Raw genomic sequence first — 13,608 nt, 5'->3', positions numbered from 1 at the left:
AATATGTTTTCACGTATTAATGTCGATGCGTGCAAAACGTCAGGTTGTAAAAACCTCGGCGTGTTGAATAGCCCTGACTATTCGGTGCAGGGGAAATATGTCCTGTGTCGTGCGTGTGGGTTTTTGTTCCCGCTGATTTCTGAATGTTCGCTGAACCTTTTTCGTCAATCGGCTAATCAGATATGGTCAGGTCTGATTAAAGTTTGCCCGGGTTGTGGAGGGGCCACATTAAAGAAGTATGGCTTTTCCGCTCAGGGAGCGCCGCGGCTCTATTGTCTCCAGTGCCATAAAACTTTTATTTCTCCCGTCGGGGATAAAACCGACCCTCGCCAGGAAGCGCTCGCCAGGCTTATTCAGGAAGGACACTCGCTGGCGGATATTCGTACCTCGCTAACGCTCGATAGCACGGGCCTGAACCGGGCATTACAAAAATTATCCCGCCAGTCGAATCAGGCGGAGCGTGCGTATATGTTCCAGAAATTGGATTTAATCATGAGTACCCGTGCCTTTCGGGTAAAGTTTAACGGCGGCGACGGCTGTTTGTATGTTCTGGTCACAGCAGAGGAGAACAGTGGCAGGGTGATTGCCGTCACCACGAATTATTCAGCATTGCCTGTGGAAGACGAATACCGGTACACGTCCTACTATGAAGAGCGCCTCGCGCCCGGCACATTAACGCATCTCGTCCAGCGTAAAGAGCTGATCATCATGCGCCGAAATACCTTATTCGATGTAGACTATGGTCCCGCGTCGCTGCATAAAAACGATCCAGGGATGTTGGTCAAACCTGTTCTGCCTGCTTACCGACATTTTGAGTTAGTGAAAGCGTTGACGGATGAACGTTCCCTCAACGTTCAACACTACATAGAACAGGAATGTTTTATCTTTGGCGGATGCCTGATGGCTAATTTGCAGCATGTTCAGCAAGGCCGTTGCCATATTTCCTTTGTGAGAGAAAGAGGGTGTTCACCACGGCAAAACGACATTCCGTATCGAATGTTTCAGAGTGGCGGTATTCGTAACAATGTCTGGCGCACCTTTTCTACCCGGGATTATGCGCTGGCGATATGTAATCTCACCGGTATTAAAAAAACGAGCATGTTGCGCTATGCCACGCTTGCTGGCGCAACGGCGTTCATTCAATACATCAATAATCATCCGTTTCTACCACAGCTTAACCGTATGTCCCCAGCCAATGTCACCGCCACGCTGGACTACCTCCGCTACACCTTCAATCGTCTGCGCAACGAACGGTACGATCGCTGATTTCCGTCGTACTTCATGATACAAATCGCTCGAAAAAACCGATCGTTTAACCATATATAATCTAATTTTAACGATTATTCATGGGGAGTATGATAGTAATTACGAAGTATTCACCTTATAGAGAGAATAAAAAGTGAAACATCTGCATCGTTTCTTCAGCAGTGATGCCTCTGGGGGCATCATTCTTATCATCGCCGCCGTACTGGCCATGCTGATGGCCAACATGGGTGTAACCAGTGGATGGTACCACGCCTTTCTCGAGACGCCTGTCCAACTGCGCGTTGGCGCGCTTGAGATCAATAAAAACATGCTGTTGTGGATCAATGACGCCCTGATGGCGGTGTTTTTCCTGTTGATTGGCCTTGAGGTTAAGCGCGAGCTGATGCAGGGCTCCCTGGCGAGTCTGCGTCAGGCGGCTTTCCCGGTGATTGCCGCCATCGGCGGAATGATTGTTCCGGCGCTGTTGTACCTGGCCTTCAACTATGCCGATCCGATCACCCGCGAAGGCTGGGCGATCCCGGCGGCCACGGATATTGCCTTTGCTCTTGGCGTGCTGGCTTTGCTCGGCAGCCGGGTGCCGCTGGCGTTGAAAATTTTCCTGATGGCGCTGGCAATTATCGATGACCTGGGGGCGATCGTTATTATCGCCGTCTTCTATACCCACGATCTGTCGATGGTGTCATTGGGCGTGGCGGCATTCGCCATTGCGATTCTGGCGCTCCTGAATCTGTGCGGCGTCCGGCGCACGGGCGTGTACATCCTCGTTGGGGTGGTGTTGTGGACGGCGGTACTGAAATCTGGCGTCCACGCGACGCTGGCAGGCGTGATTGTCGGCTTCTTCATTCCGCTGAAAGAAAAGTACGGGCGTTCCCCGGCAAAGCGTCTGGAACATGTTCTGCATCCGTGGGTGGCGTATCTGATCCTGCCGCTGTTTGCTTTCGCCAATGCGGGCGTTTCATTGCAGGGCGTGACGATGGACGGACTGACGTCCATTCTGCCGCTCGGCATTATTGCGGGCCTGCTGGTGGGTAAGCCGCTGGGGATCAGCCTGTTCTGCTGGCTGGCGCTGCGTCTGAAGCTTGCGCAACTGCCGGAGGGCACCTCATTCCCACAAATCATGGCGGTCGGCATCCTGTGCGGCATTGGCTTTACGATGTCGATCTTTATCGCCAGCCTGGCCTTTGGCAGTGTGGATCCGGAACTGATTAACTGGGCGAAGCTGGGGATCCTGATTGGCTCCTTGCTGTCGGCGGTGATTGGCTACAGCTTGCTGCGCGCACGTTTACGCCCGTCAGTCTGATTGGGCGAGTTAACAGGGGAGCCTCGTTCAGCTCCCCCTTTGTGACATTTATCAGAGAGAGTGTATGTCCCACATTAATTACAACCATCTCTATTACTTTTGGCACGTCTATAAAGAGGGGTCCGTGGTCGGTGCGGCGGAAGCGCTTTATTTAACGCCGCAAACCATCACCGGACAGATTAAAGCGCTTGAAGAACGCCTGCAGGGCAAACTCTTCAAGCGTAAGGGGCGCGGTCTGGAGCCCAGCGAACTCGGCGAGCTGGTTTTTCGCTATGCGGATAAAATGTTTACTCTCAGCCAGGAGATGCTGGATATCGTGAACTACCGCAAAGAGTCCAATCTGTTATTTGATGTGGGCGTGGCGGATGCGCTGTCGAAGCGACTGGTCAGCAACGTACTGGATGCCGCCGTCGTTGAAGGGGAACAGATCCATCTGCGCTGTTTTGAATCGACCCACGAAATGCTGCTGGAACAGCTCAGCCAGCATAAGCTGGATATGATTATCTCGGATTGCCCGATTGACTCGACGCAGCAGGAAGGGCTGTTTTCGGTGAAGATTGGCGAGTGTAGCGTGAGCTTCTGGTGTACCCAGCCATTACCGGAAAAATCCTTCCCGGCCTGTCTGGAAGAGCGACGTCTGCTGATCCCCGGACGGCGTTCGATGTTAGGACGCAAGTTGCTGAACTGGATTAATTCTCAGGGGCTGAAGGTCGAGATTCTGGGAGAGTTCGACGACGCCGCATTGATGAAAGCCTTTGGCGCGACGCACAACGCGATTTTCGTGGCCCCGACGCTCTATGCGCATGACTTTTATGCAGACGATTCGGTGGTTGAAATTGGTCGCGTGGAGAATGTGATGGAGGAATACCATGCCATCTTTGCCGAGAGGATGATTCAGCATCCGGCGGTACAGCGTATCTGTAATACGAACTATTCGGCGTTATTTACGCCCCAGAACAAATAGTCCAGACATAAAAAAACCCGCTTGCGCGGGTTTTTTCACAAAGCAACAATCAACAGGCGATTAAGCCAGTTTGTTGATCTGTGCAGTCAGGTTAGCTTTATGACGTGCAGCTTTGTTTTTGTGGATCAGACCTTTAGCAGCCTGACGGTCCACGATTGGTTGCATTTCGTTAAATGCTTTCAGTGCAGTAGCTTTGTCGCCAGCTTCGATAGCTGCGTATACTTTCTTGATGAAAGTACGCATCATAGAGCGACGGCTTGCGTTGTGCTTACGAGCCTTTTCAGACTGAACGGCGCGCTTCTTAGCTGATTTGATATTAGCCAAGGTCCAACTCCCAAATGTGTTCTATATGGACAATTCAAAGGCCGAGGAATATGCCCTTTTAGCCTTCTTTTGTCAATGGATTTGTGCAAATAAGCGCCGTTAATCTAGCGGCACTCGTTACGTAGTGATGGCGCAGGATTCTACCAGCTTGCGGTCTGTGAATACAGCTTTTCAGCGATAAAAATTGAATTGCTTTGTCAGTTTGTGGTCGGTATTTGCCTCAGGGTAATGAAATCCATCTGCTTTCTGTTTCGCCACATCAATCGCCGGTTAACCTTGACCGCCGTACAAGGTATACTTTGGCGATTTTCACTGTTTTGAGCCAGACATGAAGCTGATACGCGGCATACATAATCTCAGTCAGGCCCCACACGGGTGTGTGCTGACTATTGGTAATTTCGACGGCGTGCATCGTGGTCATCGTGCGCTGCTGCAAGGTTTGCAGGAAGAAGGGCGCAGGCGCGGCTTACCGGTGATGGTGATGATTTTTGAACCGCAGCCGCTCGAACTGTTTGCGACAGACAAAGCCCCTGCGCGGCTGACCCGCCTGCGTGAAAAATTGCGTTATCTCGCGAAATGCGGCGTCGATTACGTGTTGTGTGTGCGATTTGATCGCCGTTTCGCCGCCCTGACGGCGCAGAGCTTTATCAGCGAACTGCTGGTGAATCGTCTTGGGGTGCAATTTCTCGCGGTGGGGGATGATTTCCGCTTTGGCGCTGGTCGCGAAGGCGATTTCTTGTTATTACAGAAGGCGGGTGTGGAATATGGTTTCGATATTACCAGCACCCAAACCTTCTGCGAAGGCGGCGTGCGTATCAGCAGTACCGCCGTGCGTCAGGCGCTGGCACAGGACAACCTGGCTCTCGCCGAAAGCCTGCTGGGCCATCCGTTTACCATTTCTGGCCGTGTTGTACACGGTGATGAACTCGGGCGCACCATTGGTTTCCCGACGGCAAACTTACCGCTGCGTCGTCAGGTATCCCCGGTAAAAGGGGTCTATGCGGTAGAAGTGATGGGGCTTGGCGAGAAGCCATTGCCCGGCGTGGCGAACATCGGGACCCGTCCGACGGTATCGGGCGTGCGCCAGCAACTGGAAGTGCATCTGCTGGATGTTGCAATGGACCTCTATGGTCGCCATATAGATGTAGTGCTGCGTAAAAAAATACGCAATGAACAGCGATTTGCTTCGCTGGATGAACTCAAAGCGCAGATTGCGCGAGATGAATTAACTGCCCGTGATTTTTTTGGGCTATCAAAACCGGCTTAAATGCCTGGGTAATCAATACGGAACCGAGAATCTGATGAGTGACTATAAATCAACCCTGAATTTGCCGGAAACAGGGTTCCCGATGCGCGGCGATCTCGCTAAACGCGAACCGGGAATGCTGGCGCGTTGGACTGATGATGACCTGTACGGCGTCATTCGTGCGGCCAAAAAAGGCAAAAAAACCTTCATTCTGCATGATGGCCCTCCTTATGCGAATGGCAGCATTCATATTGGTCACTCGGTTAACAAGATTCTGAAAGACATTATCGTGAAGTCCAAAGGACTCGCGGGATATGACTCGCCTTACGTTCCGGGTTGGGACTGTCATGGTCTGCCGATCGAGCTGAAAGTGGAGCAGGAATTCGGTAAGCCGGGCGAAAAATTCACCGCGGCGGAGTTCCGTGCGAAGTGCCGTGAGTACGCTGCAACTCAGGTTGACGGGCAGCGTAAAGACTTTATCCGTCTGGGCGTGCTCGGCGACTGGTCGCATCCGTATCTGACGATGGATTTCAAAACGGAAGCTAACATTATCCGCGCGCTGGGCAAAATCATCGGCAATGGTCATCTGCATAAAGGTGCGAAGCCGGTGCACTGGTGCGTAGACTGCCGCTCTGCGCTGGCAGAAGCGGAAGTGGAATACTACGACAAAACTTCTCCGTCCATCGACGTGGCCTTTGTTGCTGCGGATCAGGACGCGGTGAAGACGAAATTTGGCGTGGCGAATGTCAACGGTCCAATCTCGTTGGTTATCTGGACCACCACACCGTGGACACTGCCGGCAAACCGCGCGATTTCCGTGGCGCCGGACTTTGACTATGCGCTGGTACAGATCGACGGTCAGGCGGTGATCCTGGCGAAAGATCTGGTTGAAAGCGTGATGCAGCGCATTGGCGCGACAGACTATACCGTTCTCGCAACCGTAAAAGGGGCGGAGCTTGAGCTGCTGCGCTTTACCCATCCGTTTATGGGCTTCGACGTTCCGGCGATCCTCGGCGATCACGTGACGCTGGATGCCGGTACCGGCGCGGTACATACCGCTGGCGGTCACGGTCCTGACGACTATGTTATCAGCCAGAAATATGGGCTGGAAATCGCCAACCCGGTTGGGCCAGATGGCGCGTATCTGCCGGGCACTTACCCGAATCTGGATGGCGTGAACGTCTTTAAAGCCAACGATGTCATCGTTGACCTGCTCCGTGAAAAAGGCGCGCTGCTGCACGTTGAGAAAATGCAGCACAGCTATCCGTGTTGCTGGCGTCACAAATCGCCGATCATTTTCCGTGCGACCCCGCAGTGGTTCATCAGCATGGATCAGAAAGGTCTGCGCGAGCAGTCTCTGAAAGAGATCAAAGGCGTGCAGTGGATCCCGGACTGGGGTCAGGCGCGTATCGAATCGATGGTAGCGAACCGTCCTGACTGGTGTATCTCCCGTCAGCGTACCTGGGGTGTACCGATGTCTCTGTTTGTTCACAAGGACACTGAAGAGCTGCACCCGCGCGCCATCGAACTGATGGAAGAAGTGGCGAAACGCGTTGAAGTTGACGGTATTCAGGCCTGGTGGGATCTCGACCCGAAAGACATTCTGGGTGACGAAGCCGATCAGTACGTGAAAGTGCCGGATACCCTGGACGTCTGGTTTGACTCTGGTTCAACGCACTCCTCCGTCGTGGATGTACGCCCGGAATTCGCTGGTCATGCCGCGGATATGTATCTGGAAGGCTCCGACCAGCATCGTGGCTGGTTCATGTCGTCTCTGATGATCTCCACCGCGATGAAAGGCAAAGCGCCGTATCGCCAGGTACTGACGCACGGCTTTACCGTCGATGGTCAGGGCCGCAAGATGTCCAAGTCCATCGGTAACACCGTTTCGCCGCAGGATGTAATGAACAAACTGGGCGCCGACATTCTGCGTCTGTGGGTGGCATCAACCGACTACACCGGTGAAATGGCGGTGTCAGATGAGATCCTCAAACGTGCTGCCGACAGCTATCGTCGTATCCGTAACACCGCGCGCTTCCTGCTGGCGAACCTGAACGGGTTTGATCCGGTTAAAGACATGGTGAAACCGGAAGAGATGGTGGTACTGGACAGATGGGCGGTGGGCTGCGCGAAAGCGGCACAAGAAGACATTCTGAAAGCGTATGAAGCCTACGATTTCCACGAAGTGGTACAGCGCCTGATGCGCTTCTGCTCCGTCGAAATGGGGTCGTTCTACCTCGACATCATCAAAGACCGCCAGTACACCGCGAAAGCGGACAGCGTAGCGCGTCGCAGCTGCCAGAGCGCGCTGTACCATATCGCGGAAGCGCTGGTTCGCTGGATGGCGCCGATCATGTCCTTCACCGCTGATGAAATCTGGGGCTACCTGCCGGGCTCTCGTGATAAGTACGTCTTCACCGGCGAGTGGTACGAAGGCCTGTTTGGTCTGGCGGACAGCGAAGCGATGAACGATAACTTCTGGGACGAGCTGCTTAAAGTGCGCGGCGAAGTGAACAAAGTGATCGAACAGGCGCGTGCGGATAAGAAAGTGGGCGGTTCTCTGGAAGCGGCAGTCACCCTGTACGCCGAACCTGAACTGGCTGCGAAGCTGACCGCACTGGGCGATGAATTACGATTTGTCCTGTTGACCTCCGGGGCGAAAGTCGCTGACTATGCCGGGGCTTGTGCAGATGCACAGCAAAGCGAACTGCTCAAAGGGCTGAAAATCGCCCTGAGTAAAGCCGAAGGTGATAAGTGCCCGCGTTGCTGGCATTACACCACGGATGTCGGCAAGGTAGCGGAACACGCAGAAATCTGCGGACGCTGTGTCAGCAACATCGCCGGTGATGGCGAAAAACGTAAGTTTGCCTGATGAGTAAGCCTCTTTGTTCAACAGGGCTACGCTGGCTGTGGCTGGTGGTAGTCGTGCTGATTATCGATTTGGGCAGCAAGTACCTGATCCTCCAGAATTTTGCTCTGGGGGATACGGTGCCGCTGTTCCCGTCGCTTAATCTGCATTATGCGCGTAACTATGGTGCGGCGTTTAGCTTCCTCGCCGATAGCGGCGGCTGGCAGCGCTGGTTCTTTGCCGGTATTGCGATCGGTATCTGTGTCATTCTGGCGGTGATGATGTATCGCTCCAGAGCGACGCAAAAGCTGAATAACATCGCGTATGCGCTAATCATTGGCGGCGCGCTGGGGAACCTGTTCGACCGCCTGTGGCATGGTTTCGTGGTCGATATGATCGATTTCTACGTCGGGGACTGGCATTTTGCTACGTTTAACCTCGCCGATAGTGCGATCTGTATCGGTGCCGCAATGATTGTCCTGGAAGGTTTTCTGCCGAAAAGGCAGGCGTAACAAAATGCCGGATGGCGCTGATCAGGTGTTGTAGGCCTGATAAGCTTAGCGCCATCAGGCAAACATGTGCCGGATGACGGCGTAAACGCCTTATCCGGCCTACAGTTTTATCGATCTGTTTGCCTTCTGGCACACTATGTGAGCAACCTGCATGTCTAAATCAGTACAGAGTAACAGTGCGGTGCTGGTGCACTTCACCTTAAAACTCGACGATGGCTCCACCGCAGAGTCAACCCGTAATAACGGCAAGCCCGCGCTTTTTCGCCTGGGGGATGGCTCTCTGTCTGAAGGACTGGAGCAACATCTTCTCGGACTGAAAGACGGCGATAAAACCACTTTTTCCCTGGAGCCGGATGCCGCGTTTGGCATTACGACGCCTGACCTGATTCAGTATTTCTCGCGCCGTGAATTTATGGACGCAGGCGAACCTGAAATCGGGGCTATTATGCTCTTTACCGCAATGGACGGCAGTGAGATGCCTGGTGTGATCCGCGAAATCAACGGTGACTCTATCACCGTTGATTTTAACCATCCACTGGCCGGGCATACCGTTCATTTTGATATTGAAGTGCTGGAAGTCGATCCGGCACTGGAGGCGTAAAATGCAGATCCTGTTGGCCAACCCGCGCGGTTTTTGCGCCGGTGTAGACCGCGCTATCAGCATTGTTGAAAACGCGCTGGCCATCTACGGCGCGCCGATTTACGTTCGTCACGAAGTGGTACATAACCGCTACGTGGTCGACAGCCTGCGCGAACGCGGGGCGATTTTCATCGAGCAGATCAGCGAAGTGCCGGACGGCGCGATCCTGATCTTCTCCGCTCACGGCGTTTCTCAGGCGGTGCGCAACGAAGCAAAAGGCCGTGATCTTACCGTCTTTGATGCGACCTGTCCGCTGGTAACCAAAGTGCATATGGAAGTGGCGCGCGCCAGTCGTCGTGGCGAAGAGTCGATCCTGATTGGTCACGCCGGGCATCCGGAAGTCGAAGGCACAATGGGGCAGTACAGCAACCCGGAAGGGGGCATGTACCTGGTTGAATCCCCGGAAGATGTTTTTTCGCTCAATGTGAAAAACGAAGGCAAGCTCTCCTTTATGACCCAGACCACGCTCTCCGTGGACGATACGTCAGACGTGATTGACGCGCTGCGTCAGCGCTTCCCGAAAATCGTCGGACCGCGTAAAGATGACATTTGCTACGCGACCACCAACCGTCAGGAAGCGGTGCGCGCGCTGGCGGAGCAGGCGGATGTTGTGCTGGTGGTGGGTTCAAAAAACTCATCGAACTCCAACCGTCTGGCTGAACTTGCACAGCGGATGGGGAAAGCGGCGTTTTTGATCGACGATGCGACCGATATTCAGGAAGCCTGGGTGAAAGAGGCGAAATGCGTGGGCGTCACTGCGGGCGCGTCAGCGCCGGATATTCTGGTGCAAAACGTCATCGCCCGCCTGCAGGAACTCGGCGGCGGCGATGCCATCCCGCTGGAAGGTCGTGAAGAGAACATCGTTTTCGAAGTGCCGAAAGAGCTGCGTGTGGATGTTCGTGAAGTAGAATGATTTAGTTCACGCTAATCTATGCGAAGATGCCGGGTCTGATACCCGGCATTTTTTTATGGAGGAATCATGCGTCTGCCCATTATTCTCGACACCGACCCGGGCATTGATGATGCTGCGGCAATTGCTGCTGCGCTGTTTGCCCCTCAGCTCGATCTGCAACTGATGACCACGGTTGCCGGAAATGTTTCCGTGGAGAAAACCACCCGCAACGCTCTACAACTGCTGCATTTCTGGAATGCCGACATTCCCCTCGCCCAGGGGGCCGCCACGCCACTGTTGCGTACGCTACGCGATGCCGCCTATGTTCACGGTGAATCCGGCATGGAAGGCTATGATTTTGTCGAGCATGACCGACAACCGCTGGCGAAACCGGCGTTTATTGCCCTTCGTGACGCGCTGATGAGTGCTCCGGAGCCGATCACGCTGGTGGCGATTGGGCCGCTGACGAATATTGCGCTGTTGCTGATGCACTATCCGGAGTGCACCTTCAACATCCGCCGTCTGGTGATCATGGGCGGTTCTGCCGGGCGGGGGAATTTCACCCCTAACGCCGAATTCAATATCGCCGTCGATCCGGAAGCCGCTGCTCGCGTATTCCAGAGCGGCATTGAGATTGTGATGTGTGGGCTGGATGTCACAAACCAGGCAATGCTGACGCCGGATTATTTGGCCTCGCTGCCGACCCTCAATCGCACTGGAAAGATGTTACATGCCTTGTTCAGCCACTATCGCAGCGGGACAATGCGCACTGGCGTGCGGATGCACGATCTCTGCGCGATTGCCTGGCTGGTGCGCCCGGATCTGTTTACCGTCAAGCCGTGTTTCGTCGCAGTTGAAACCCAGGGGGACTATACCGCCGGGACGACCGTGGTGGATATTGAGGGGCGGATGAACAGACCAGCAAACGTGCAGGTCGCTCTGGATATCGATGTTGCGGGTTTCCAGCAGTGGGTGGCGGAAGTTCTGGCGCTGGTGCCGTAAACCCAGACGCTTATAACGGTATGACGCGACTTATTCCAGAGCGTCATGCCTTTTACTGATATCTCCCGCTGTTTATCATTAAATTCTAATTATCGACGTTTTTGGCTAGCGGCATGACGATGTGCTGGTTAATCTGAAAACGATTTACATCATTTTAACGTAAGAGAATAACTATGCATGATGCACAGGTCCGTGTCGCGATAGCGGGCGCGGGTGGCCGTATGGGCCGCCAGTTAATTCAGGCAGCGCTACAGATGGAAGGCGTTGCGCTTGGTGCGGCGCTTGAGCGCGAGGGATCGTCACTGTTGGGCAGCGACGCCGGAGAACTGGCGGGCGTCGGGAAGACCGGCGTTACCGTACAAAGCAGCCTTGAGGCGGTAAAAGGGGATTTCGATGTGTTTATCGATTTTACCCGTCCGGAAGGCACGCTGAATCATCTGGCATTTTGTCGTCAGCATGGCAAAGGGATGGTCATTGGCACCACCGGTTTTGACGATGCGGGAAAACAGGCGATTCGCGACGCCGCCCAGGACATTGGCATTGTCTTCGCGGCGAACTTTAGCGTCGGCGTCAACGTGATGCTTAAGCTGCTGGAAAAGGCAGCGAAAGTCATGGGCGACTATACCGACATTGAAATCATTGAAGCACACCACCGCCATAAGGTTGATGCGCCATCAGGCACCGCGCTGGCGATGGGGGAGGCGATTGCCCATGCGCTGGATAAAGATCTGAAAGAATGCGCCGTCTACAGTCGTGAAGGCTACACCGGCGAACGCGTGCCGGGAACGATTGGCTTTGCCACCGTCCGCGCCGGGGACATTGTGGGCGAACATACCGCAATGTTTGCCGATATCGGCGAACGTGTCGAAATCACCCACAAAGCGTCCAGCCGTATGACTTTTGCCAATGGCGCGGTGAGATCGGCACTTTGGGTCAGTGCAAAGCAGAATGGTCTTTTTGATATGCGAGATGTCCTTGATCTCAACAATTTATAGTCAATTATTACCTTTCGTGATGTGGTTATTGTAATCTCAATGCATTGATTACATAGGGCAATATTTTTATTGCCCTTTTATTTTGCTTGTTATGAGGTGTTTTAGTTTTAAATGGCGTAAAAATTTATCTTTTCTCTCTGTTTTACGTTATCTAAATGTAAATTTTGACCATATGGTCCACTTTTTTGAAGCCTGAGACTATTTTCTACGCATAATTGTTCACGCAAGCGTTTTCCTGCCAGGGTTAGATGATCTTTTTGCCTGTTAAATCCGCTGATTTCATCCTGGGTCGCAAAAGAATATAAAAAATACCGCCTTTAAGTTGACTTTTGCCTGCCTTATCTCCAGAATGCCGCCGTTTGCCAGAAATCCACGGGTAAGCAAATTTGCATTGATTCATGCTATGCGAATGCATTAATATGCAAATAAAGTGAGTGAATATTCTCTGGAGGGTGTTTTGATTAAGTCAGCGCTATTGGTTCTGGAAGACGGAACCCAGTTTCACGGTCGGGCCATAGGGGCAACAGGTTCGGCGGTTGGGGAAGTCGTTTTCAATACTTCAATGACCGGTTATCAAGAAATCCTCACTGATCCTTCCTATTCCCGCCAAATCGTTACTCTTACTTATCCCCATATCGGTAATGTCGGCACCAATGCCGCCGATGAAGAATCCTCCCAGGTCCATGCGCAAGGCCTTGTCATTCGTGACCTGCCGCTGATTGCCAGCAACTTCCGCAATACCGAAGACCTCTCTTCTTACCTGAAACGCCATAACATTGTGGCGATTGCCGATATCGATACCCGTAAGCTGACGCGTCTGCTGCGCGAGAAAGGGGCGCAGAACGGTTGCATTATCGCGGGCGATAACCCGGATGCGGCGCTGGCGCTGGAAAAAGCGAAAGCCTTCCCGGGCCTGAACGGCATGGATCTCGCGAAAGAAGTGACCACCACGGAATCTTACAGCTGGACCCAGGGGAGCTGGACGCTGGCGGACGACCTGCCGGAAGCAAAGAAAGAGGACGAACTGCCGTTCCACGTTGTCGCCTACGACTTTGGCGCCAAGCGCAACATTCTGCGCATGCTGGTGGACAGAGGCTGCCGCCTGACGGTTGTCCCGGCAAAAACGTCGGCAGAAGACGTGCTGAAGATGAATCCGGACGGGATCTTCCTGTCAAACGGTCCTGGTGACCCGGCGCCGTGCGATTACGCTATCGACGCAATTCAGAAATTCCTCGAGACCGATATTCCGGTGTTCGGCATCTGTTTAGGCCATCAACTGCTGGCGCTGGCGAGCGGGGCGAAAACCGTGAAGATGAAATTCGGTCACCACGGTGGTAACCATCCGGTCAAAGATATCGACAACAATACCGTGATGATTACGGCCCAGAACCACGGCTTTGCGGTGGATGAAGCGTCCATGCCGGCAACTCTGCGTGTCACCCACAAGTCACTGTTCGATGGCACCCTGCAAGGGATTCATCGCACCGACAAACCGGCATTCAGCTTCCAGGGCCACCCGGAAGCGAGCCCGGGACCTCACGATGCCGCGCCGTTGTTCGACCACTTTATCGAGTTAATTGAGCTTTACCGTCAGTCCGCGAAATAATCAGGAGTTAAGA

12 protein-coding genes and 1 pseudogene are annotated in these 13,608 nt (G+C 53.6%); 12 read left to right on the top strand and 1 reads right to left on the bottom strand.

Annotated features, from left to right (window positions below; all coding sequences use genetic code 11):
• Positions 1-3 precede the first annotated feature (3 nt).
• The 3 genes from WM46_RS14730 (at position 4) to nhaR (ending at position 3,530) form a co-directional block, all read left to right on the top strand.
• Positions 4-1,266 (top strand): cytoplasmic protein, encoded by a 1,263-nt coding sequence (locus WM46_RS14730; RefSeq protein WP_102602649.1) that lies wholly within the window; start codon positions 4-6, stop codon positions 1,264-1,266.
• A gap of 133 nt (positions 1,267-1,399) precedes the next feature.
• Positions 1,400-2,566 (top strand): Na+/H+ antiporter NhaA, encoded by a 1,167-nt coding sequence (gene nhaA, locus WM46_RS14725; RefSeq protein ID WP_061076372.1) that lies wholly within the window; start codon positions 1,400-1,402, stop codon positions 2,564-2,566.
• 64 nt (positions 2,567-2,630) lie between these two features.
• A complete protein-coding gene (nhaR, locus tag WM46_RS14720; RefSeq protein WP_042998004.1) occupies positions 2,631-3,530 on the top strand; it encodes a transcriptional activator NhaR in 900 nt (299 codons plus the stop codon).
• Between the two features lie 60 nt (positions 3,531-3,590).
• Here the strand turns inward: nhaR and rpsT are convergent, their stop codons facing one another.
• On the bottom strand, positions 3,591-3,854 hold the full coding sequence (gene rpsT / locus WM46_RS14715; protein ID WP_003018940.1) for a 30S ribosomal protein S20: 264 nt from the start codon (positions 3,852-3,854) through the stop codon (positions 3,591-3,593).
• 108 nt (positions 3,855-3,962) lie between these two features.
• Here rpsT and WM46_RS26645 point away from each other — a divergent pair.
• The 9 genes and pseudogenes from WM46_RS26645 to carA all read left to right on the top strand — a co-directional run.
• Positions 3,963-4,175 (top strand): annotated as a pseudogene (locus tag WM46_RS26645) (DUF2575 domain-containing protein); the annotation flags it as partial.
• Between the two features lie 7 nt (positions 4,176-4,182).
• Positions 4,183-5,121, top strand: a complete 939-nt coding sequence (gene ribF / locus WM46_RS14705; protein WP_102602648.1) for a bifunctional riboflavin kinase/FAD synthetase — start codon at positions 4,183-4,185, stop codon at positions 5,119-5,121.
• Positions 5,122-5,155: 34 nt separating this feature from the next.
• Positions 5,156-7,972: an isoleucine--tRNA ligase gene (gene ileS, locus WM46_RS14700; RefSeq protein ID WP_102602647.1), complete on the top strand. Its 2,817-nt coding sequence runs from the start codon at positions 5,156-5,158 to the stop codon at positions 7,970-7,972.
• Positions 7,972-8,460 (top strand): signal peptidase II, encoded by a 489-nt coding sequence (gene lspA, locus WM46_RS14695; protein ID WP_102602646.1) that lies wholly within the window; start codon positions 7,972-7,974, stop codon positions 8,458-8,460. The genes ileS and lspA overlap by 1 nt, the downstream gene beginning before the upstream one ends.
• Before the next feature lie 151 nt (positions 8,461-8,611).
• On the top strand, positions 8,612-9,061 hold the full coding sequence (fkpB, locus tag WM46_RS14690) for an FKBP-type peptidyl-prolyl cis-trans isomerase (protein WP_042998001.1): 450 nt from the start codon (positions 8,612-8,614) through the stop codon (positions 9,059-9,061).
• A 1-nt stretch (position 9,062) separates the two neighbouring features.
• On the top strand, positions 9,063-10,013 hold the full coding sequence (gene ispH, locus WM46_RS14685) for a 4-hydroxy-3-methylbut-2-enyl diphosphate reductase (RefSeq protein ID WP_061076376.1): 951 nt from the start codon (positions 9,063-9,065) through the stop codon (positions 10,011-10,013).
• A gap of 66 nt (positions 10,014-10,079) precedes the next feature.
• Positions 10,080-10,994: a ribonucleoside hydrolase RihC gene (rihC, locus tag WM46_RS14680; protein ID WP_102602645.1), complete on the top strand. Its 915-nt coding sequence runs from the start codon at positions 10,080-10,082 to the stop codon at positions 10,992-10,994.
• Between the two features lie 173 nt (positions 10,995-11,167).
• On the top strand, positions 11,168-11,989 hold the full coding sequence (gene dapB, locus WM46_RS14675; protein WP_102602644.1) for a 4-hydroxy-tetrahydrodipicolinate reductase: 822 nt from the start codon (positions 11,168-11,170) through the stop codon (positions 11,987-11,989).
• Between the two features lie 457 nt (positions 11,990-12,446).
• Positions 12,447-13,595, top strand: a complete 1,149-nt coding sequence (carA, locus tag WM46_RS14670) for a glutamine-hydrolyzing carbamoyl-phosphate synthase small subunit (RefSeq protein ID WP_102602643.1) — start codon at positions 12,447-12,449, stop codon at positions 13,593-13,595.
• Positions 13,596-13,608 lie beyond the last annotated feature (13 nt).

The sequence above is a fragment of the Citrobacter freundii complex sp. CFNIH2 genome (assembly GCF_002880615.1).
GTDB lineage: Bacteria > Pseudomonadota > Gammaproteobacteria > Enterobacterales > Enterobacteriaceae > Citrobacter_A > Citrobacter_A amalonaticus_F.
This window is presented reverse-complemented; position numbering and strand designations above follow the sequence as displayed.